This is a genomic window from Nocardia sp. NPDC057668, from assembly GCF_042799795.1.
Classification (GTDB): Bacteria; Actinomycetota; Actinomycetes; order Mycobacteriales; family Mycobacteriaceae; genus Nocardia.
On record NZ_JBHVIC010000002.1, the window covers coordinates 702,362 to 723,606 of the forward strand.

Below are 21,245 nucleotides of genomic sequence, written 5' to 3' on the forward strand. Positions count from 1 at the left end.
ACGGTCGAAGCCCCATCCCACAGGGGCGCGGAGGGACCGGCCGCACTACGGTCGAAGCCCCATCCCACAGGGGCGCGGAGGGACCGGCCGAACTCGCGGCTGAAGTCTCCGCCGAACCGGAGAGGGGCACGAGGGTCCGGGGGCATGGCCCCCGGTCACTTCTGCACAGCGCAGCCGCGCGACCGTCAGGTCGCGCGGCTGTTTTGTTTCTCATTCCCTATCTGGGAATCGACTAGCCGTCACGGGGCGAGAAGGCTGGGGAGAGAACGTATCCCCGAAGGAGGCATCATGCCCGCTTACGCCGTTGCCCATCTGCACGATGTCGATGTGAACGCCGGCATCGTCGAGTATCTGAAGCGGATCGACGCCACGTTCACCGAGTTCGAGGGGAAGTTCATCGTCCACGGCGGAGAGCAGCGGGCGGTGGAGGGACCGGAGGACAGCTACGTCGTGGTCGTCGAGTTCCCCGATTACCAAGCGGCACAGGCATGGTACGACTCCCCCGCCTATCAGGCGATTGTCGCGCTGCGCACCGAGAACTCGGTGGGCGTGGCGGTGATCGCCGACGGGTGTGGTGCGGACCATGTCGCGACCGACATCCTCGGGTCCGCCGCGGGTTGAGCACACATGCGAAAACGACAGGGCGGGCACCGGATTCCGGTGCCCGCCCTGTCGGCGTATCAGCGATCTACTAGTCGTTGTTGAAGTACGACAGCAGGCGCAGGATCTCGATGTACAGCCAGACCAGGGTGACGGTCAGGCCGAGCGCGACGCCCCAGGCCGCCTTCGCCGGAGCGTTGGCGCGGATGAGCTGATCGGCCGCGTCGAAGTCCAGCAGGAAGCTGAAGGCCGCGATCGCGATGCAGACCAGGCTGAACACGATGGCGATGGGGCCACCGTCACGCAGGCCCAGGCCGCCGTCCATGAAGAACGAGGCGATCAGGTTGCCGAGCATGAGGACGACGACACCGATGAGGGCGCCGACGATCATGCGGGTGAAGCGCGGGGTCACCCGGATCGCGCCGGTCTTGTAGACCACGAGCATGCCGAAGAACACGCCGAAGGTGCCGAGCACGGCCTGCGCGATCAGCGCGGAACCGCCCGCGCCGCCGAAGGAGACGTTCGTGAACATGAACGACAGCGAGCCGAGGAACAGACCCTCGAAAGCCGCATAGGACAGCACGATTGCCGGGTTGTCCTGCTTACGACCGAAGGAGGCGACCAGCACGAGCACCAGGCCCACCAGGGCGCCGACGATCGCGAGCGGGGCCGCCAGCGCGTTGTTGGCGTGCACCAGCGCGTAGGCGATGATCGCCGAGATGCTGACGACGCCGAGCGTGATGCCGGTCTTGGTGACGACATCGTCGATGGTCATCGGCCGGGTGGCGGGCACCGGCGGCTGCTGGTACCCGTAGCCCGGGTACTGCGGCGGCTGCTGGCCGTACTGCTGGTTGGCGAACTGTCCGGCTCCAGCGGCAGCCGAGCCGAAGCCCGCGTAACCGCCGCCTTGCTGCTGCTGCGGCGACAGGTTCTTGAAAACCGGGTTCGAGGTGGTGCGCAAGGCGCTTCCCTTTCTGGAGTCGTGGCTCACGGTCCCCGTGGCCTCGTAACTACCGAGTCCAACGATCCGGGGACGGGATAGGTTCCCAACAACCCCGAATCAGACCAGTCGGACTTTACCCGAGCTTTACCGTCTCGCGCCTCCCCTGCGGCGTTCTAGCCCAGCTGACTCATCACCCGGGTGGCGATGAGCTCGAGATGGTCGAGGTCGTGCAGGTCCAGAATCTGGAGGTAGATCCGGGAGGTGCCCGCGGTCGCGGCATAGGCGGAGATCTTCTCTACGACCTCGTCGGGAGTGCCGGCCAAGCCGTTCTCCTTCAGCTCGTCCACCTCGCGGCCGATGGCGGCGGCGCGGCGGGCGATCTCGGCGTCGGAGGTTCCGACGCAGGCGATCAGGGCGTTGGAGAAGGTGATCTCGGCGGGATCGCGGCCGATGTCCTTGGCGGCGCGGCGGACTCGTTCGAACTGTTCCGCGCTGGCCTGCGCGGACTGGAAGGGCGCGTTGAACTCGGCGGCGTAGCGGGCGGCGATGCGCGGGGTGCGCTTGGCGCCCATGCCGCCGATGACGACGGGGATCCGGTCCTGCGCGGGTTTGGGCAGCGCCGGGGAGTCGGTGAGGGTGTAGTGCTCGCCCGCGAAGGAGAACTTCTCGCCGGCGGGGGTGTTCCACAGGCCGGTGATCACGGCCAGTTGCTCTTCGTAGCGCGGGAACTTGTCGGCGGGGAAGGGGATGCCGTAGGCGGCGTGCTCGGCCTCGTACCAGCCTGCGCCCAGGCCGAATTCGACCCGGCCGCCGGACATGGCGTCGACCTGGGCGACCTGGATGGCCAGCACACCCGGATGCCGGAAGGTGGCGGCGGTGACCAGGGTGCCCAGCCGGATGCGCCGGGTTTCCCGGGCCAGGCCCGCGAGGGTGATCCAGGCGTCGGTGGGTCCGGGCAAGCCGTCGGCGTCGCCCATCGCGAGGTAGTGGTCGGAGCGGAAGAAGGCGTCGTAGCCGAGATCCTCGGTGGCCTTGGCCACGCTCAGGAGGGTGTCGTAGCTCGCGCCCTGCTGCGGTTCGGTGAAGATACGGAGATCGATGCGGCCCATGACCACATTGTGCTCATCGGTTGGTTCGGCGTGCCGGGCGGTGGCCCGGCACGCCGCTACCCGTGCAGGCCGCGCACCGAACGGGTCACGGTGAACTTGCGATTGCGGCCGATGACATCGGTCTTGCCGACCATGCGTTCCATGACGCCGCGGTAGTTGAGATGGGTGTTGTACACGGTCCACAGTTCTCCGCCGGGCCGCAGGACCCGGCCCGCCTGCTGGAACATCTTGATCGCCGACCCGGTGTGCACGGCCGCGCCGACGTGGAACGGCGGATTGCACAGCACCAGATCGGCGCTGTTGTCCGGCAGCCCGGACATGGCGTCGTCGCGCAGCACCCGAATGCGGTCCGCGACCTCGTTCGCCGCGGCGGTTTCGCGGGTGGAGGCGATGGCCGCCGCGGACTGATCGGTGGCCGTGACCCGAATGCCGGGGCGGGCCTTGGCCAGCGCGACCGCGAGAATGCCGGTGCCGCAACCGAGATCGACGGCTTCGCGGGCATCGGGCTTCATCCGCCGCAGATGGTCGAGCAGGAAGCGGGTGCCGATGTCCAGGCGCGAACCCGAGAAGGCGGCCCCGTGCGCGACGACCTCCAGATCGTGCTCCTCGAGCCGATTGCGGATCGGGAAACGGGGTTCGCCGATGGCTTTCGGCTCCGTGGCGAGCAGCACCCGCGACTTCTGCCTGCCCCGGCTGGCCTGGACCGAGCCGAAGGACTCGGCCAGGACGTCGTTCATGGCCGGGGTGAGGTACTTGTCCCGGCCGCCGGCGTAGACCCGGACGTCGGGCGCGGCGAAACGGGCGATGGCATCGGCGGTTTCGGCGAGACCGGCCAGGGCGCGTGGCAGCCGCCACAGCACCACCCGGACATCGGCGAGCAACCGCTCACCTAGCTCGTGCGATCTGTAGCGGTCGGCGAATCCGACGAGCCGGGCGTTGCCGGCCAGGGCGAGTTCGCCGGTGAGCAGGTCCTGGTGGACCCGCACGCCGTGTAGATCGTGCGCGGCGATGGCGCCCAGGGTCAGGGCGCCGTAACCGTCGTCGATCACCGCGACGCGATCATCGCCTGCGGCGGCGAGGAATTCGGCCGCCTCGTCGAGCAGCAATCGATCGGCGGCATCGACCGCGTAGAGATTCACCGCCTCTACATCGGGATACCGCCGCAATCGGCTCAATACATCCTCGACCTCAACCACGCCTACAGTGTGCTAGATCATTGCCGACCCGTCCCAATTGGCTCGAATCTCGTCATCGGGCCGAGCGATTCGCCGGGTTGCCCGTGCTTCGCGCGCCGATGACTCGTCGGCCGTGCCACGGTGTGGCGGAGTTCGCGCGGGTGGCGTGTCGGCGATCCGGTCGGCGGTTCAGTGCGCGGTCGGCTCGGGCGTGGCCCCGGCCGCGACCTCGATCGTGCGGCTCGGCATCATCGCCGCCGCCCCGACCATGACCACCGCCATGACCGCGACGCCGATGAAGACCACGTGGATGGCGGGTGAAAGCACCTCCGGCGCCGGATGATCCGTCTCACCGATGCGCGCGTTCACCAGCGCGCCGAACAGCGCCACGCCCAGCGCGCTGCCGAGCGAGCGGGCGAACATGTTGGTGGAGGTGACCACGCCGCGTTCGGACCATTCGGCGCTGGCCTGCGCGGCGATGAGGGTGGGGCTCGCGACCAGGCCCATTCCCATACCGACGACGAAACAGCCCAGCGCCACGCGCAGTAGCCCGGAATCGGAGTCCACCAGCAGCAGACTGGCCGCGCCGATCGCGGCGAGCGAGCTGCCGATGACGGCGGTTCTGCGGAATCCGATGCGCAGGTAGATCTTTCCCGCCTGCGAGGCCATGAGCGGCCAGCCCAGCGTGAGCGCGCCCACGGTCAGGCCCGCCACCAGTGCGCCGGTGCCGAGGACGCCCTGGGCGAAGGTCGGCACGTACGAGGTCAAGCCCAGCAGGATCGCACCGACGAGCAGCGACACCAGGCTGCTGGCCACCAGCACCCGGCGGGTCAGCACCCACAGCGGCAGAATCGGATTCGCCGCGCGCCGCTCCACCAGGCCGAACAGGACCAACACGAGCGCGCCGCCGACGAACAGCGCCAGGCTGACCGGCGAATTCCACGCCCACGCCTGCCCGCCCTCGAGCAGGGCGAGGATCAGCGCGCCGGCGCCGAGGGTGAGCAGCCCCGCTCCCGCGTAGTCGATGCGATGGCTGCGCCGGGGCGCGACCTCGGTGAACTTGCGCAGGATCATCCAGCCGGCCACCGCGGCGAGCGGCAGATTGACCAGGAAGATCCAGCGCCAGCTGATGTATTCGGAGAAGACGCCGCCCAGGAGCGGGCCCAGCACCGAGGACATCGCCCACACGCTGGCCAGGTACGCCTGGACCTTGGCGCGCTCGGCCAGGGTGTAGAGGTCGCCCGCGATGGTGATCGACATGGGCCCGACCGCGCCCGCGCCGATGCCCTGCACCGCGCGGAAGATGATGAGCCCGAGCATGGAGGTGGCCAGCCCGCACAGCAGCGAGCCGAGCGCGAAGACCGCGATGCCGAAGAGCATGACGGGCTTCCGGCCCAGCATGTCGGCGAGTTTGCCGTAGATCGGCACGGTCACCGCCTGCGCCAGCAGATAGATCGAGAACAGCCACGGGAACTGCGAGAAGCCGCCGAGTTGATCGGTGATGGTGAGCACCGCGGTCGCGATGATCGTCGAGTCCAGCGCCACCAGCGAGGTGGCCAGCATGATGGCCGCCAGGATCGGCCCCCGCTCCGAACGCAACCCGATCGACGACTTCAACCCGGTAGCCGTCACCGACAACCCCTTTCGTTAGCCCAACTCACCACCTGAGTCGAACACCCCGCCCCACCCGCTATTCCGGTTTCCCGGAATGAACCGGCGGGAGGTGAACGAACGCACGGCTGGGCGACCACAAGCGCAACCCGCGCACACGAAACGAACCGCACGCTCCGGCAGGTCGGCACGCCCGGCCCGTCGACGAGTCGCATCCTGCCCGCCCCCACGGCCACGAGACCACCCGTTTTCCACCCTGTGGAACAGCCCGCCCACGCAGAACCGTCACCGGGGTGGCTCAACGCCGAGCCCGCCCGCCGAAGAATCGAGGACGACCGCCCCCGGACCCGGTGTGCCCTCGACCAATTCGAGTCCGCCCGAGCCCTCGCCCTCGACCCTGGTCCGAACGATGCGAGGCCCCGCCTGGTGCTTGCCACGCACGCGGCGTTCGTACGGCTCGGACCGCAGGCGCGAGGGCAGGTTGCGCCGGGCGCTCCAAGAAGAACGGGCCCGGACCCGAGGTGTCCGGGACCAATCAAGACCCGCCCGAGCCCTCACCCCCGAGCCTGGTCCGAGCGACACGGAGCCACGCCTCGCGCTTGCCACGCACGCGGCGTTCGTACGGCTCGGACCGCAGGTACGACGGCAAGTTGCGCCGGGCGCTACGACGAACGAGCCTGGGGTGTCCGGGACCAATCAAGGCCCGCCCGAGCCTTCGACCTCGAGCCTGGTGCGAGCGACGCGAAGCCACATCTCGTGCTTGCCGCGCACGCGACTATTCGTCCTACTCGCACCCCGGGTGCGACGGCAGGTCGCACAGATCGTTCGAGGAAGACCGATGGCCGAGGACCACCTCTGCGTATGCGCTACGACCAATGCAGGCGGGCGCGGATCGGAGCACGACCCGGACCCCGTCCACGGTGGACCAGCTGAGGCCGCGACTCCCGAAACCGCCAGAGGCGCACACGACCTCGAACCGGCGGCACCGCACGCGAGCCCGGCAACGCGGGCAAGCCGGATGCCGAGCGGGCGTTCGCCGTTGGGGCACACCGCTACTGCCGTCCGGACGTTGCACGGGCCGCCCCGCGCCTCGGCCGACGGATATCGAGCGGGGACGGAGCGTCAGAGGGTCGAGACCAGGTCGCGGAGCACGGGGAGGCTTACCGAGCCGGAGCCGAGGACGCGGTCGTGGAAGGTCTTGATGTCGAAGGCGGGACCCTGGCGTTGTTCGGTGGCGGCGCGCAAGCGGCGGATCTCCAGCTGGCCGACCTTGTAGGCCACGGCCTGGCCGGGCATCGCGATGTAGCGGTCGACCTCGGTGCGGATCTCCTCCACGCCGACGGGGGCGTTGGCGACCATGAAGTCGATGGCCTGCTGACGGGTCCAGCCCTTGGCGTGCAGGCCGGTGTCGACCACCAGGCGGCACGAGCGCCAGGAGTCTGCGGCGAGCATGCCGATGCGGGTGAGATCGTCGGGGTACAGGCCCATTTCATCGGCCAGGCGTTCGGTGTACAGCGCCCAGCCCTCGACGAAGGCGGTGTTGGAGAAGGACATTCGCTGGAAGCGCGGCAGTTGATCGAGCTCGTTGGCGATGGTGAGCTGCAGGTGGTGGCCGGGAATGGCCTCGTGGTAGGCGACCGACGCGGTTTCGAAGCGGTTGCGGCCCTTGGGATCATGCTGGTTCACGTAGTACGCGCCGGGCCGGGAGCCGTCCGCGGCGGGCGGGAAGTAGTAGGCCGGGGGCGCGTCGGCGGCCAGGAAATCGGGCACCGGCAGGATGTCGCAGGAGCGGCGGGGCAGGCGGCCGAACCAGTTGCCCATTTCGGCCTGCGCGGCCGCCAGGCAGGCGCGGGCGTCGACCATGATCTCTTCGCCGTCGGCGTAACGCAGGGACGAATCCTCGCGCAGCCTGGTGAAAACCTCGGTGAGCCCGGAGATTCCGAACAGGCGCGAGCCGACCTCGGCGTATTCCGCGCGCAGCCCGTCGAGTTCGTCGAGCCCGAGCTGATGGATCTCCTCGGCCCCCAGGTCGGGCAGTGTGGTGTGCTGACGCAGCAGGCGGCGGTAGATGTCGGCGCCGTCCGCGCCGAGCCAGCACAGACCGGGTTGTTCGTCCGGGCGCGCGGCGGGTAGCAACTCCCCGGCCAGGGCGTCGCGATAGGCGCCGAAGGCCGGCCGGATCACCTCGCGGGTCACCTCGGCCAGGTCGGCGCGCCAGGCGGATTCGCCCGCCCAGTCCGCGGGGCCGGCGAAGGTGACGAAGGGATCGACGGCGATGTCGCTGGCCAGGTAGCCGTCGAGCTGGTTGAGCGAGCGTTCGATGGTGATGCGCGCCGGGGTGCGCCCGGCGGCCAGCCCGGCCCGGAACCGCTCGACCGCCTGGGCCAGGAACCCGCCGAACTGCCGGTACCGCAGCACCAGATTCGCGGCGTTCTCGGGCTCGGGCGCGTTGAGCTGCGGCGCCATGGTGAGCAGGCCGGCGTGCACGCCCGACATCTGATCGGAGGCGAGTTCGAGTGGCCGCCACTCCAGATGTTCTGCGGCGGTGATCAATTCATTGCGCAGCAGGCCGCGGGTCACCCGGTCCTGATCGTCCAGGCGCTCGGGATCCAGCGCGTCGACCGCGGTGAGCAGCGAACGCCAGGTGCTCAGCCGCCGCTGTTCGGCGGCCTCGGACAGATCCTCGATGCGATCGTCGAATCGCCTGTCCCCCAGCAGTGTTGCCTCACTGGGCGCGGCCTCCAGCGCGGCGTCCCAGTAGCGGTCGGCAAGAGCGATGAGTTCCTCGTGCGCATCCATGGCCCCCATCATGCCCGCCGGCGCACACCCTCGACCCGCCGCCGCGAACTTCGCGCGGGGCTCACAGCCGATGCGGCACCGGGATTCGCATCAGATCCGCCGCCACCACGATCTCCCCGTCGAACCGCTCCCGCGCCTCGCTCAGATGATCGTCGAGGGTGCGATACCGCTGCGAGAAATGGGTGAGCACCAGCGTGCGGGCCCCGGCCTTGGCCGCGACCTCCCCCGCCTGCCCCGCGGTGAGATGCCCGAACTCGGTGGCGAGATGGGTGTCGGAATCGGTGAAGGTGGCTTCGATGACCAGCATGTCCACCCCGGCCGCGAGATCGTGCACCCCGTCGCAGAGCCGGGTGTCCATGATGAAGGCGAAGCTCTGCCCGCGGCGCAGTTCGCTCACGTCCTCGAGGGTGATGCGCCGCCCGTCCAGCACGACCTCGCCGTCGCGCTGCAATCTGCCCACCACCGGCCCGGAGATCCCGAGTTCGCGCAGCCGATCCGGCACGATGCGCCGTCCATCCGCTTCGGTGAGGCGATAGCCGAAGGCCTCGACCGGATGCGACAGTTTCGCGGTGCGCAGCGCGAAAGGCGCCGCGTGCGCCGGTAGTTCACCGTCCTCGGCGATGGGATGCGGCCGCAGTTCGGCGGTCTGGTGATACGCCGTGGAATTACACAGTCGCTGGAAGTACTCCTCACCCGAGCCCGGGTAGTACACGTCCACCGGATGCGGTACCCGATCCAGGCTGATCCGCTGCACCACCCCGGCCAGGCCCAGGCTGTGATCGCCGTGGAAGTGCGTGATGCCGATTCGCGTGATGTCGGTGGCCGACACCCCGGCGTAAATCATCTGCCGCTGCGTGCCCTCCCCCGGGTCGAACAGCAGCCCCTCGCCATCCCAGCGCAGCAGATAGCCATTGTGGTTGCGCTGCTTGGTCGGTACTTGGCTGGCCGTTCCGAGGATGACCAGTTCGCGCTGTGACACGGCGTCAGGCTACCCGCCCGCACCGCCGAACCCCGGGTCGCCGGCACCCGGGCGCGCCACGCGACGCAATACCAGCGGGGGGTATCGATCCGCGCGCGGTCCTGACCACATAGAATGGCCGCGTGATGGATGAACGGTCGCACGCTACCCGGCTCGCCCGGGCGTTCGGCCTGTTCACTCTGCTGGCCGGAATCGCGATCATGCACGCGCTGGTCATCGGTACGGGCCACGCCGCGACCCCTGATCACGCCGGGTCCGCGAGCCACTCGGCCGTACACGGCACGACCGCCGATCACACCCTGTCACCGGACCGGCTCGGGCCGGCGGACCAGCCGCACGCCGCGAGCCCGGCCGGCGCGGATGCCCCGCCGCACGCGCAACTCGCGCACCCGGTCGGCGCGGATGCCGCGCATCACCCGCAACTCGCGCACCCGACCGGCACCGATGTCTCGCGCCCGTCGAATTCGACAGCCGGTCTCTTCCACGCCCAGGGCACCGCGCCCGCGATCGACGTGCCCGATTGCGGCGGCGATTGCGGCAGCGGGCACGCCGGTCTGCACGGCTGCGTCTTCGTCCTGACCGCGCTACTGCTCGGCCTCGGCCTGGCCCTGCTGGCCTGGGTCGGCCTGACCCGCCCCGGCGGCATCCGCGAAACACCGCGCCAAGCCCGCGCGCAGCACGCCCGCCCACCCCCGTGGACGGTCCCCACCCTGGCCGATTTGGCGATCCTGCGGATCTGATGGGCGCCCCCGCCGCCGCGTATCCCGCACGCGGAGCCGGGTTCTCGCATGCCCTTTTCCAGATTTCGAGCTGATTCCCAAGGAGTACAGCCATGTTCAGTGCCACCCGCACCACGTCCGTCATGATCGCCGGCGCCGCCGTTATCGCCCTGGTCACCGCCGGTTGCGGCAGCGATGACGACTCGCCGGTCACCGCGGCGAGTTCCACCGCGACAACCCTCACCTCGGCGCCGGCCGCGACCCGCACCGATTTCGACGAGGACGATGTCAGCTTCCTGCAGATGATGTACCCGCATCACGCGCAGGCCGTGGACATGGCGGCCATGGTGCCGTCGCGGTCGCAGAATCCGGAGTTGATCGCGCTCGCCGAGAGCGTCGAGCAGGCCCAGACGCCGGAGATGCAGCAGATCACCGCGCTGCTGACGGCCTTCGGCAAGGGCGCGCCCAGCGCCACCGCGGGCGGGCACGCCGGTCACGGCGGCATGAGCGGCATGATGACCGAGGCGCAGATGACCGAGCTGCAGGGGCTGACGGGCGTCGAGTTCGACCGCATGTGGATGCGCATGATGATCGAGCATCACGAGGGCGCGATCACCATGGCCAACGCCGAGCTCACCGACGGGGTGAACCCCGACGCGAAGGCGATGGCCAAGGCGATCGTGACCGGCCAGCAGACGGAGATCGATCAGATGCGCACGATGCTGGGCCAGAAGTAGCGGCGATCATCTAGCTACTGAATTAGCAAAGGGTGCACCGGCTTTCCGGCGCACCCTTTGCTGGTGGTTCACTGCGGTCGGCGTCAGCTGCCGATGACCGTATTCATGATCGTTCCGGCACTGGTGGCGGTGGCGCCGCCGATCATGGCTCCCGCCACCATCTTCGGCGATTCGAGACCGCCTCCGCTCCACTTCTCCCAGGCGAAGCGGCCGCCGCCGTAGGTGATGGCGGTGACGCCGGACAGCATGGTGAACCAGGTGAAGTAGCGGACCAATTTCATCAGCTTGTCCGCCACCGGCGGGGTCTCCGGTGTCGGATTGCCGATCTGCGCGACGACTGTCGTGTACGTGTCGTGCACGGCGGCGAGGAGCATGCTCACGATCGGTTCCTCTCGAATGCTGAGGTGGTGCTGATGGCGAAACCTGTGGCGCAACTCTCACTAATAGGTGCAATTACACCTCGAGCCACAGGTTGCCGCCGTGACGACACACCACCCGAACCGAACTCAAGCAGCCGACCAGCTACCCCGCCCCGGTCACTCCGGCGTGGCGCGCAGCAGCGAGTGTTTGCGGCCGTACAGGTAATAGACGACGAAGCCGAGCGCCATCCAGACCAGGAAGCGCAGCCAGGTCTCGACCGACAGGTTGAACATGAGCCACGCGCACGCGATGACCGACAGGATCGGCACGAACGGCACCAACGGCACCTTGAAGCCCCGCTCGAGATCAGGGCGTGTGCGGCGCAGCACGATCACGCCGATCGACACCAGCACGAAGGCGAAGAGCGTGCCGATGTTGACCATTTCCTCGAGCGTGCCGAAGTCCACGAAACCGGCCAGCAGCGCGCAGATCGCGCCGACGATGTAGGTGATGCGGACGGGCGTGCCCTTGGGCCCGGTCTGAGCCAGCTTGCGGGGCATCAGTCCGTCGCGGGCCATGGCGAACAGCACCCGGGTCTGCCCCAGGAACAGGACCATGACCACGGTGGTCAGTCCGGCGAGCGCGCCGATGGAGATGATGTTCTTGGCCCAGGTGACGCCGTTGATCGCGAAGGCGGTGGCCAGGGTCGCGTCATCGCCCTGCAGATCCTTGTAGGACACCATGCCCGTCAGCACCAGCGACACCGCGACGTACAGCACGGTCACGATGGCCAGCGAGCCCAGGATGCCGCGCGGCACGTTGCGCTGCGGATTCCTGGTCTCCTCGGCCGCGGTGGCGACAACGTCGAATCCGATGAAGGCGAAGAACACGATGCTGGCCGCGGCGAGCAGGCCGTACCAGCCGTAGGTGGTGTGCCCGCCGCCGGTGACCAGTGAGAACAGCGACTGGTGCAGCGTTCCCTCGGCGCCGCCCTCGACCGGCTGTGATTCCGGGACGAACGGTTTCAGGTTGTCGACCTTGAAGTAGGTGGCGCCGACCACGACGACCAGCGCGATGACCGCGAGCTTGATGGCGACCGCGACGGCCGAGACCCGCGAGGAGAGCTTGGTGCCCATGGCCAGCAGCACGGCCAGCACGGCGATGAGCAGGACGGCGCCCCAGTCGAATGTGACGTCCCAGTGCCAGCCGCCGATGTCGATCGCGCCCAGGTTCAGCACCGGGCTGTGCCCGCCCATGACCACGCCGAGGTACTGCGACCAGCCCTTGGCGACAACGGCTGTGCCCAGGGCGAATTCGAGGATGAGGTCCCAGCCGATGGTCCAGGCGACGAGTTCGCCGAAGGTGGCGTAGGAGAAGGTGTAGGCGCTGCCCGCGACCGGCACGGTGGAGGCGAACTCGGCGTAGCAGAGCGCGGCCAGACCGCAGGCGATGGCGGCGAACACGAAGGCCAGCGAGACCGCGGGTCCGGCGTAGTTGCCCGCGGTGCGCGCGGTCAGGGTGAAGATGCCGGCGCCGACCACGACCGCGACGCCGAAGACCGTGAGGTCCCAGGAGGTCAGATCCTTGCGGAGTTTGGCGTCGGGCTCGTCGGTGTCGCGAATGGACTGCTCGACGGACTTGGTGCGCCACAGCGCGCTCCGGCGTCCGGAGGCGGGTCCGGTCCCATCCCGCTGGGGGTCCGATATCGCCACTGTGTCTCCTATGTCTGGCTTCTCGGCAACAATGCAGTTCAGCAGCGAGCGGTCACCACGCGGTTCGCACTCGTGCCTGTTCTCTTGCCATCGCATGCAACCGGCAGACAGAAACCCTGGTCCTGCCCCGGTGCTGCGCTCGGCCTCGGGGCGAGACCTGAGTTGTCGGCGTCACATCGCACCGTATCACCAACTGGTACGAACCAGTTCAGCAACCAGACGGACAACATTCACCCGATTGCGTGCTGAACGAGGCCGGGGCCACGACGGGCGGACTCACTTAGGGTGGGGTATGTCGTTCGGGGACGAGTCCGCCAGAGGTGATCGTGATGCCCTGGATCGGGTGCTCGTAAACGCGCGTGGGGTCCGGGTTCACGAGATGCGGGGCGATTCCACGCCGCTGCTGACCGAGCGCGATCCGGTTGCGGTGCGGGCGCTGCGCGCGGCGCTGCGCATCGCCGATCTACCCGGATTCGTGTGCATGTGCTGGGGTGACGTGGCCCTGGACTTCCTGGACGACCGGGACGCGGCCCTGACCCGGGTCACCCTGCACCACGGGTACTCGGTGCGCTGGGAGGGCTGGCGCGAGGACGCGGTGCTCGCCGCGGGCGAGCTGTCGCTGGAGTGGCTCGCGGTGCGCGGGGTCACCGGCCCGCTGCGTGAGTTCCGCGCCGCCGAACGCCGTGCCGCCGAGGCCGAACGCGTCGAACGACTATGGGCGGCGGCCGTTCCCGAACCCCTCGAGGTGTACACCCCGCTGTTCCTGGACACCTCGCGCACCGGCGGGCGCCTGCCCGGGTCCCAGCTCGCCGAGATGTGGGAACTGCTGTGCGCCGCGCATCCGGACGCCGTCGCGCGTGTGCTGCGGCTGCTCACCTGGTATTCCGCGGGCACCGGCGCCTACTCGGGTTATCCGGTGCACGAGGGTATTCCGGCCCAGTTCCTCGATTGCGAGACGCCGCGCGATTTCGCTCGCGCGGTGGAGCGGGCCGATCAGCGGGCGCTCGCGGGCGCGGTCCGCTACGTCATCGGCTGGCATACCCGGCATCGGGTGGACGGCCTGCTGATGGCGCTGTCGCCCGCCGCCCGGCAGCGACTGCTCACGCACACCCGGGACACGGAGACGCGCGGCTGGCTGGCACGGCGGATCGCCCGTTTCGACTAGGAATTCGGCGGGCGGCTCGCTCGGCGCACCCGGCCCGGACCGGTGCTCGTTGATAGCCGCGGATTCGACGGGGATGCTGGACCGGTGAGCATCGTCGAGTTCCCCGAACACAATGTGGGCCCGAAATGGAAGGGCGAGCGCGTCGGATACTTCCGCGACGCGGCCGGGTACGCGCGCTACCGCGACGCCTACCGGGCGGGTTTCGAGCTGCTGCCCGCGCCGAAGGAGACGGTGGACGTGCCCACCGACCGGGGCACGGTGCGGGCCTACCGTTTCGGATCCGGGTCCGGCACGCCCCTGGTGCTGCTGCCGGGGCGGCAGTCCGCGACCCCGCTGTGGGTGTCGAATCTGCCGGGTCTGCTCGCGCTCGGGCGGCCTGTGATCACCATCGATCTGCTGGGCGAACCGGGCGCGAGCGTGCAGAGCGCGCCCATCGCCGACGGCCGGGAACAGGCCGACTGGCTGGCCGCGGCCCTGCTCGCGCTGGAACCCGGCCCGGTTCATCTGCTCGGGGTGTCGATCGGCGGCTGGTCGGCGGTGAATCTCGCGGTGCACCATCCGGATCGGGTGGCCTCGCTGGCGATCCTGGACTCGCCCTTCGTCTTCGGCGGCGTCAGCCCGAAGATGATCGTGGTGTCGCTGGGCTCGGTCCTGCCCGGCATGCCCGAGTCCTGGCGGGACACCCTGCTGAGCTGGATCTCCGGCGGCGCGCGCACGCCGCGGGATTCGCCGGAGGGCAGGCTCATCGCCTCGGGCATGCGCGATTTCGCGGCCTTCCTGCCCATGACGAAAAAGCCCGATCGGCAGCAGCTTTCGGCCCTCGGGAAGCCGTTCCTCGGCATCTTCGCCGGGCGCAGCATCGTGCACCGGGCGAACCGCATCGCGGCTCGGGCGCGAAAGTTGTTGCCCGCCGCGCGGATCGAGGTGTGGCCGGAGGCATCGCACGCCATCAACGGCGAGTTCCCCGATCGCATCGCGACCCGCGTCGGGGAGTTCCTCACCGAGATCGACGGCTGAGGCCCGGCGGTCAGGGCACCAGGACCGCGCGCCCGCGAATGTGACCCTGGTCCAGGCGCTGCAGGGCATCCGGGCCGTCCACCAGATCGAAGCGCTCGACCTCGATGCGCAGCTTGCCCTCCTGCGCCAGGCCGACGCAGTCGTACAGGTCGGAGCGGGTGCCGCCCAGCGACTTCCGGACCGAGGCGCCCCAGGGCAGGCCGGGCCCGCCGGCCGGTCCGGCGTTGATCTCGGGGATGCCGTCGCCGATGCCGACCATGCGATAGGCCCCGTTGGGGGCCACGGTCTCCACGGACAGCTTGGCGGTGGCGTTCACACCGACGAAGTCGAAGACCGCCTCCGCGCCGCGGCCACCGGTGAGCTCCAGGATCTCCTTCGCGGTGTCCGGCCCCGCGATCAGTCCGATATCCGCGCCGCAGGCGGCCGCGAGTTCCAGCTTCTCGGGCGCGACGTCCACGGCGATGACCCGCACACCGGCGATGGCGTCCAGAATCTGCAGCGCCACGTGCCCGAGCCCGCCGATGCCGATGGCCACGGCGGTGCCGCCGGGCCGAAGCGCTTCGCGCGCACCGCGAATGGAGTGGTAGGTGGTCAGCGCCGCGTCCGCGATGGGCGCGGCCTGCAGGAAGTCCAGGTCGCCGATGGGCACGAACGAGGTGGCCGGGATCCGCACGTACTCGGCCATGCCGCCCTCGATGCTCAGACCCGGGCACGGCGGCATGGCCACGCGCCCGGCGGCGGCGCAGACGTTCTCGTTCCCGCTCATGCACTCGCGGCAGACACCGCAGGTCCAGAACAGGTACACCAGACCGCGTTCTCCGATATCGCGGCCCCGCACCTCGGATCCGACGGCCTCGATGGTCCCGGCGATCTCGTGGCCGAGGGTGAGCGGGTCCTCGCGTATCCGGTACGGGAAGTTGACCAGGGTCAGATCCGAATGGCACACACCCGCCGCGCCGACCTTCAGCAGCAGGTCGTTGGGCCCGATGTCGGGGACCGGGATGTCATTGATCGCGACCTTCTCGGGGCCGGTCCACTGCAGTGCTCGCATTCTGACTTCCTTGGTTCGAGCTTGTGATCCGGCGCACACGGTAGCATTCGCTATACACCGCGTCTAACGAATGACAGAATGTCTACCGATATTCCGGAAATCCTCCCGGCCCCCGGGAGGCGAATCTAGGCTGCCCACCCATGAACGAACCGCGCATAGCCGTCATCGGCGCCGGAATCTCCGGTATCTGCATGGGGGTCGCCCTGCGGCGCAATGGTTTCCGGCACTTCACGATCTACGAGAAGGCCGCCGGGTACGGCGGGACCTGGCACGCGAACACCTATCCGGGCCTCACCTGCGATGTGCCCTCGCGGTACTACCAGTTCACCTTCGCGATGAATCCGGACTGGTCGAGGCTGTATTCGGCGGGATCGGAGATCAGGGACTACCTCGCCGCGACGGCCCGGGCACACGGGCTGCACGAGCACACGATCTTCGGCGCCGAGGTGACCGCCGCGGAGTTCGCCGACGACGGGTGGACTCTGACCACCTCCGGCGGCGCGGTGGAACGCTTCGATTTCGTGCTGTGCGCGACGGGCTTCCTGCACCGGCCCCGGCGGCCCGACATCGCCGGTCTGGACGACTTCGCGGGGGTGCTCGTGCACTCCGCACGCTGGGATCACGGGGTGGGCCTGACCGGAAAGCGCGTCGGGGTGATCGGAACCGGCTCCACCGGAACACAATTGGTGAGCGAGCTGGCGGGCCGGGTCGCTCGCGTGGTGATGTTCCAGCGCACGCCGCAGTGGATTCTGCCGACCGTCAATCGCGCCTACTCCGACCTGACCAAGGGGGTGTACCGGCGCTTTCCCCGCCTCGGCGGCCTCGCGTACCGGATGAATCGCGCTGTCTTCGGGATTTTTTCGCGGGGACTGACCCACCCGGGGCGAGTGCGCAGGCTTATTCAGTGGGTGGTGCTGCGCAATCTGCGCACCGTCCGCGACGAGACGTTGCGCGCCAAGCTCACCCCCGACTATCAGGCCATGTGCAAACGCCTGGTGGTCTCGGATCGGTTCTACGAGGTCGTGCAGCGGCCGGACGTGGAACTGGTGACCGAAAGCATCGACCACGTCCAGGATTCCGGGGTGGTCACCGCCGACGGGACGCTGCACGAACTCGACGTCCTCGTGCTGGCAACGGGTTTCGACTCACACGCCTACATGCGGCCGATGACCGTCACCGGCACGGCCGGTCGCACCCTGGACGCGGCCTGGGCCGCGGGTCCGCGCGCTTTCGAAGGCGTCATGCTGCCGGACTTCCCGAATCTGTTCATGCTCATAGGGCCGCACAGCCCCTTCGCCAACCATCCGCTCACCGCCGTCGCCGAGGCGCAGGCGGCGCGCATCGTGAGCTGGTTGCGCCGTTGGCGAGCAGGCGAATTCACGACCGTCGCGCCGACCGCGGCGGCCACCGACAGGTTCAACGCCCGGATGCGGGCGGCCGCGCCCGGCACCGTGTGGACCACCGGCTGTCAGAGCTGGTACCTGGGCAAGGATGGGCTGCCGGAGCTCTGGCCGTGGAGCCCGTCCGCCTATGAGAAGCTCATTCGCAGCGCGCCGGACCCCGTCGACTACGAACTGGGGCCGCCGGTCCCGAGCGAGAAGTGAGAGCGCCGTGCCGAATTCGACCGTACGAACCGCGCTGCTGCGCTCGACGTCCCGCCTGATCGGCCGCTGGTGGTTCGGCGCCGCTCCCGACTGGGACCGGGTCCGCCGCCGGGAGGCCGCGGGCACGCGATTCGCGCGCGCACCGCGCGGGGTGCGAGTCACCGCCGGCGAGCTGGGGGGCCGCCCCGCCGAGATTCTCACGCCCGCGGGGGCTCCGGCCGATGCGGCGGTGCTGTACCTGCACGGCGGCGGCTTCACCATGGGCACCCCCCAGATGCTGCGCCCGATCACCGGGCTGCTCGCCGCGACCATGGGCACCACCGTGTACGCGCTGGACTATCGCCTCGCGCCCGAGCACGTGTACCCGGCCGCGATAGACGACGCGGTCGCGGCCTACCGGGCGCTGCTGGAGCGCGGCATTCCCGCCGAACGCATTGCCGTGGCGGGTGATTCGGCGGGTGGCGATCTCACCATCGAGGTCGGCCTCCGGGTGCGCGACGCGCAGCTGCCCGCCCCCGCGGTGCTGGGCGCGATCTGCCCGGTACTGGATTTCAGCGACGGGTCCGCCGCCTTCGACTGCGACCCGTCCCGCGAGCCCCTGCTCTCCCCGGAGGTGATCGCGCAGTTCACCGACGCCTATCTCCCGGACGTAACCCAGGAGCGGCGGCGCGAGATCTCCCCCGCGTACCGCGACATCACCGGCCTGCCGCCGATCGTGCTGCATTCGGCAACAGATGATCCGCTCGCCGGCGATGCGCGCCGCTTCGCCGATCGGGCGGCGAAAACCGGTGCGCCCCTGCGGCATAGCGAGTATCGAGGGCTGTGGCACGTGTTCCACGCACTGCCGATGCCGCAGGCACGTGAGGCGGTACGCGACCTGGCGGGCATGCTCGCCGAACGGATCTACGGCCGCAACGGATACCGGGCAACCGCCTGAAACCCGCTGGCGGCCTGACGACCTCGTCCAAACGGCCGGACGCGCCTGCGAGCGCAGGGCGCTTCCACAGGGCCGGGCACGTCAGCAGCGCCGGACACGTCCGCAGCGCCGGGCACGTCCCCGGGGCCGGGTACGTCCCCGGGAGCAGTCACGTCCGGTTGGCCAGGCACGAAATCTCGGACGCCACAACGGATATGGCGCGGGCCGGACCAGCCGTCCTCTACCGCTGGGCTGCGTGGGCGTCCAGCTCGAGGCGGATGAACGCGCCGATCATCGCGCGCCAGACCGCCTCCGCCACAGCGGGTTCGAGTCCGGCGGCGACCGCGCGGCCGCGGGCCAGCTGCACGACCTGCTCCACGCGGTCCGGGGCGCGCACGGCCTGCTCGTCCTTCTTGAAGCCGGCCGCGGCGCGCACGAGTTCCTGCCGATCGGCCAGCAGTCGAATCAATTCACCGTCGAGGGCATCGATACGGGTACGGACCTCGACGAGCGATTCTGGAGCAGACACGCTCCAGACTGTAGCGCCCGGCACGTCCGGCATATGCCACCGGCGCGGAGATTCGCCACGGCACGCGGGCACGCCGACCGGCGGAACCCGCGCGGGGAGACGGCCACGCCGACCGGGCTCGAATCACCGTGGGCGGTCCGAACCTTCGTCCGCGATCGAGGTCACCGCCCCACAGACGAAGTCGGCACCCGCGATTCGGGACGCCGCCCAGCAGTTCGAATCAGCAGCCGCGGCTCAGGTCAGCACCCGCTCGACGACCGGCGCAACGAACTCCTCCAGCATCGCCCGCTCGTCGTCCGCGTCGCGGCCGGGTGAGGACAGCAGCGAGACGATGATCCGGGTCAGCCAGCGGGCCAGCCTGCCGCGTTCGGGGTCGCTGAGCCCGTTCGAGGTGAACAGTCCGGCCGCGATGGATTCGATGACGTCGGAGTCCTGGCTGATGCGCCCGGCCGGGCCGGACTCCCCGGCGCGGAACCAGGCGATGAGCATCGGGTCGGCGCGCACCTCGGTCACCGCGCCCAGCATGGCGGTGATGATGCGGTCCGTCGGATCGCCGATGTCGCGCACCTGATGCACGACTCGCGCGGCGATACGGCGGGTTTCGCGATGCACGAAAGCCAGCCGCACCGCGTGCCGATTGTCGAAGTAGCGGTACAGCGTGGCGCGCGAACAGCCGGCCGCCTTGGCGATGTCGCCCATCCCGACCGCGGTGACGCCGCGCTCGGCGAAGAGCGCGGCGGCGGCGTCGAGTATGCGTTCGGCCGCCAGGTCGGCGCGATCGTCGGACAGCCAGTCCCGGCTCATGCCCGCTCACCCGCCGCTCGCGTGCCGCGCTCCTCGGTTGTACTCCGCAGCCGCCGCCACGCCTGACCGCTCACTTCAGATCTCTCCCCAGCTATTCGTCGATCGCGCCGAGACTACCCGCGCGGCTGCTCGCGCGCCGGTGCTCGCGGGTGCGGCCCGGCCGGATCAGGCGACCGCGCGGAACGGCACACTCATCGGCCAGCGCACGTAATTCCCGTTGGACCAGGTGACCTTGTCCAGATCGACGGTGAAGTCCGGGCAGCGGGCCAGCAGTTCCTCCAGCGCGATGCGGGCCTGCATGCGCGCGGCCGCCGCACCGAGGCAGTGGTGGTTGCCGTGGCTGAAGGTCATGATGCGCTTGGGGTTGCGGCGCACGTCGAGTTCGCCCGCGGTGGGCCCGAATTCCCGCTCGTCCCGGTTGGCGGACCCGTACAGCAGCAGCACCCGGCGGCCCTCGGGGATGACGGTGCCGTGCAGTTCCACGTCGCGCGTCGCGGTGCGGGCCAGTCCCTGTACCGGCGAGGTCATGCGCAGGAACTCTTCCACCGCACCGGGAATGAGCGCGGGGTTCTCGATGAGCAGCCGCCGCTGGCCCGGGAAGCTGGTCAGCAATTGCGCGGCGCCGCCGAGATTGCCGGTGGTGGTGTCGTTTCCGCCGGTGATCATGGTGAAGGCGAAGCCGAGCATCGACAGCAGCCCGGCGGTGTCGCCCTCCTCGCCCAGACCGGAGGCGAGCATGTGCGAGATGGTGTCGTCGCCGGGTTCCACGCGGCGGCGGGCGATCAATTCGGTGAAATAGGCCATCATTTCGCCGACCGCGGTCATCACGCCCGCGCTCATGGCGGAGATGTCCCCGGCCGAGATCGCCCCGCCCACGATGGCGAAGGTCCATTCGTCGAACTTGGCGCGATCGGCCTCGGGGACGCCGAGGTAGTGCGCGACGACCATGGTGGGCAGCGGTTTGAACAGATCGGCGACGATGTCGCCCTCCCCCGCTTCGCGCAGCCGCTCGATGCGCTCGACCACGAAGCGCCGGACGGCGGGCTCCACCGAGTTCACCTGTCGCGGCGTGAATCCCGGGGAGACCCGGCGGCGGAACTCGGTGTGGTCCGGCGGATCCATGAAGACGAACGGGCGGACCATGCCCACGGGGGTGGTGGACAGATCCACGTAGTCGACGGTGAGCCCGGAAGCCGAGGAGAAGGTTTCGGGGTCGCGCGCGGCGGCGTAGGTGTCCTCGTGCCGGGAGAGCACGTAGTAGTCGTCCGATTCGCGACCCTCGGGCACCGCGCGGTGCACCGGATCATGTTCGCGCAGTGCGGAGTACATGGACCAGGGGTCGCGCCAGGAATCCCCGGAACGGGGTATGAAGCTGACCGGATGAGACGACACTGAACTCATGAACCGACGGTAAG

General features: G+C 69.4%; 19 protein-coding genes. 7 read left to right on the plus strand and 12 right to left on the minus strand.

From position 1 onward, the window contains the following. Window positions 1–288: 288 nt before the first annotated feature. The gene (locus tag ACFVBH_RS16015) at window positions 289–621 is read left to right on the plus strand and encodes a DUF1330 domain-containing protein (RefSeq protein ID WP_379002246.1); all 333 of its coding nucleotides are present in this window, start codon (window positions 289–291) and stop codon (window positions 619–621) included. Between the two features lie 70 nt (window positions 622–691). On the opposite strand, the gene ACFVBH_RS16020 is transcribed toward ACFVBH_RS16015, so the two are convergent. The 6 genes from ACFVBH_RS16020 to ACFVBH_RS16045 all read right to left on the minus strand — a co-directional run bounded on the left by ACFVBH_RS16020 (window position 692) and on the right by ACFVBH_RS16045 (window position 9,216). Beyond that, complete coding sequence (locus ACFVBH_RS16020; protein WP_354989377.1) at window positions 692–1,561, minus strand: Bax inhibitor-1/YccA family protein; 870 nt, start codon at window positions 1,559–1,561, stop codon at window positions 692–694. Between the two features lie 155 nt (window positions 1,562–1,716). Continuing rightward, complete coding sequence (locus ACFVBH_RS16025; RefSeq protein WP_379002808.1) at window positions 1,717–2,643, minus strand: LLM class F420-dependent oxidoreductase; 927 nt, start codon at window positions 2,641–2,643, stop codon at window positions 1,717–1,719. Window positions 2,644–2,708: 65 nt separating this feature from the next. Next, window positions 2,709–3,848, minus strand: coding sequence for a methyltransferase (locus ACFVBH_RS16030; protein WP_354989378.1), 1,140 nt, complete (start codon window positions 3,846–3,848; stop codon window positions 2,709–2,711). A gap of 168 nt (window positions 3,849–4,016) precedes the next feature. Further along, window positions 4,017–5,459: an MDR family MFS transporter gene (locus tag ACFVBH_RS16035; protein ID WP_379002247.1), complete on the minus strand. Its 1,443-nt coding sequence runs from the start codon at window positions 5,457–5,459 to the stop codon at window positions 4,017–4,019. A 1,101-nt stretch (window positions 5,460–6,560) separates the two neighbouring features. Further along, window positions 6,561–8,237 (minus strand): DUF885 domain-containing protein, encoded by a 1,677-nt coding sequence (locus tag ACFVBH_RS16040; RefSeq protein WP_379002248.1) that lies wholly within the window; start codon window positions 8,235–8,237, stop codon window positions 6,561–6,563. Window positions 8,238–8,298: 61 nt separating this feature from the next. Further along, window positions 8,299–9,216, minus strand: a complete 918-nt coding sequence (locus ACFVBH_RS16045; protein ID WP_354989381.1) for a ribonuclease Z — start codon at window positions 9,214–9,216, stop codon at window positions 8,299–8,301. A 122-nt stretch (window positions 9,217–9,338) separates the two neighbouring features. On the opposite strand from ACFVBH_RS16045, the gene ACFVBH_RS16050 reads away from it, so the two are divergent. After that, window positions 9,339–9,956, plus strand: coding sequence for a hypothetical protein (locus tag ACFVBH_RS16050; protein WP_379002249.1), 618 nt, complete (start codon window positions 9,339–9,341; stop codon window positions 9,954–9,956). A gap of 92 nt (window positions 9,957–10,048) precedes the next feature. After that, window positions 10,049–10,672, plus strand: coding sequence for a DUF305 domain-containing protein (locus tag ACFVBH_RS16055; RefSeq protein WP_379002250.1), 624 nt, complete (start codon window positions 10,049–10,051; stop codon window positions 10,670–10,672). An 83-nt stretch (window positions 10,673–10,755) separates the two neighbouring features. Here the strand turns inward: ACFVBH_RS16055 and ACFVBH_RS16060 are convergent, their stop codons facing one another. Beyond that, window positions 10,756–11,046 carry a hypothetical protein gene (locus ACFVBH_RS16060; RefSeq protein WP_354989408.1) on the minus strand — a complete coding sequence of 97 codons (291 nt, stop codon included), beginning with the start codon at window positions 11,044–11,046 and terminating at the stop codon, window positions 10,756–10,758. A gap of 162 nt (window positions 11,047–11,208) precedes the next feature. Further along, the gene (locus ACFVBH_RS16065) at window positions 11,209–12,744 is read right to left on the minus strand and encodes an amino acid permease (protein WP_379002251.1); all 1,536 of its coding nucleotides are present in this window, start codon (window positions 12,742–12,744) and stop codon (window positions 11,209–11,211) included. Between the two features lie 379 nt (window positions 12,745–13,123). Between ACFVBH_RS16065 and ACFVBH_RS16070 the strand changes: the two genes are divergently transcribed. Further along, window positions 13,124–13,909, plus strand: a complete 786-nt coding sequence (locus tag ACFVBH_RS16070) for a hypothetical protein (protein WP_379002252.1) — start codon at window positions 13,124–13,126, stop codon at window positions 13,907–13,909. A gap of 84 nt (window positions 13,910–13,993) precedes the next feature. After that, window positions 13,994–14,926, plus strand: coding sequence for an alpha/beta fold hydrolase (locus ACFVBH_RS16075; protein WP_379002253.1), 933 nt, complete (start codon window positions 13,994–13,996; stop codon window positions 14,924–14,926). A 10-nt stretch (window positions 14,927–14,936) separates the two neighbouring features. Here the strand turns inward: ACFVBH_RS16075 and ACFVBH_RS16080 are convergent, their stop codons facing one another. Then, window positions 14,937–15,977 carry an NAD(P)-dependent alcohol dehydrogenase gene (locus ACFVBH_RS16080; RefSeq protein WP_379002254.1) on the minus strand — a complete coding sequence of 347 codons (1,041 nt, stop codon included), beginning with the start codon at window positions 15,975–15,977 and terminating at the stop codon, window positions 14,937–14,939. A 140-nt stretch (window positions 15,978–16,117) separates the two neighbouring features. Here ACFVBH_RS16080 and ACFVBH_RS16085 point away from each other — a divergent pair, with 140 nt between their 5' ends. Continuing rightward, window positions 16,118–17,581: a flavin-containing monooxygenase gene (locus tag ACFVBH_RS16085; RefSeq protein WP_379002255.1), complete on the plus strand. Its 1,464-nt coding sequence runs from the start codon at window positions 16,118–16,120 to the stop codon at window positions 17,579–17,581. A gap of 7 nt (window positions 17,582–17,588) precedes the next feature. Then, a complete protein-coding gene (locus ACFVBH_RS16090; protein ID WP_379002256.1) occupies window positions 17,589–18,518 on the plus strand; it encodes an alpha/beta hydrolase in 930 nt (309 codons plus the stop codon). Window positions 18,519–18,738: 220 nt separating this feature from the next. Here ACFVBH_RS16090 and ACFVBH_RS16095 read toward each other — a convergent pair whose 3' ends face one another. The 3 genes from ACFVBH_RS16095 to ACFVBH_RS16105 form a co-directional block, all read right to left on the minus strand. Continuing rightward, a complete protein-coding gene (locus tag ACFVBH_RS16095) occupies window positions 18,739–19,026 on the minus strand; it encodes a chorismate mutase (protein WP_354989389.1) in 288 nt (95 codons plus the stop codon). A 234-nt stretch (window positions 19,027–19,260) separates the two neighbouring features. Then, window positions 19,261–19,830 (minus strand): helix-turn-helix domain-containing protein, encoded by a 570-nt coding sequence (locus tag ACFVBH_RS16100; protein ID WP_354989390.1) that lies wholly within the window; start codon window positions 19,828–19,830, stop codon window positions 19,261–19,263. A 165-nt stretch (window positions 19,831–19,995) separates the two neighbouring features. Next, window positions 19,996–21,231, minus strand: coding sequence for a cytochrome P450 (locus tag ACFVBH_RS16105; protein ID WP_379002257.1), 1,236 nt, complete (start codon window positions 21,229–21,231; stop codon window positions 19,996–19,998). Window positions 21,232–21,245 lie beyond the last annotated feature (14 nt).

Excerpts from the sequence above, each read along its gene's own strand:
- ACFVBH_RS16015 (WP_379002246.1), top strand. The coding sequence starts at position 289 with ATGCCCGCTTACGCCGTTGCCCATCTGCACGATGTCGATGTGAACGCC.
- ACFVBH_RS16040 (WP_379002248.1), bottom strand. The coding sequence starts at position 8,237 with ATGGATGCGCACGAGGAACTCATCGCTCTTGCCGACCGCTACTGGGAC.
- ACFVBH_RS16055 (WP_379002250.1), top strand. The coding sequence starts at position 10,049 with ATGTTCAGTGCCACCCGCACCACGTCCGTCATGATCGCCGGCGCCGCC.
- ACFVBH_RS16060 (WP_354989408.1), bottom strand. The coding sequence starts at position 11,046 with ATGCTCCTCGCCGCCGTGCACGACACGTACACGACAGTCGTCGCGCAG.
- ACFVBH_RS16070 (WP_379002252.1), top strand. The coding sequence starts at position 13,124 with ATGCGGGGCGATTCCACGCCGCTGCTGACCGAGCGCGATCCGGTTGCG.
- ACFVBH_RS16080 (WP_379002254.1), bottom strand. The coding sequence starts at position 15,977 with ATGCGAGCACTGCAGTGGACCGGCCCCGAGAAGGTCGCGATCAATGAC.
- ACFVBH_RS16085 (WP_379002255.1), top strand. The coding sequence starts at position 16,118 with ATGAACGAACCGCGCATAGCCGTCATCGGCGCCGGAATCTCCGGTATC.
- ACFVBH_RS16100 (WP_354989390.1), bottom strand. The coding sequence starts at position 19,830 with ATGAGCCGGGACTGGCTGTCCGACGATCGCGCCGACCTGGCGGCCGAA.
- ACFVBH_RS16105 (WP_379002257.1), bottom strand. The coding sequence starts at position 21,231 with ATGAGTTCAGTGTCGTCTCATCCGGTCAGCTTCATACCCCGTTCCGGG.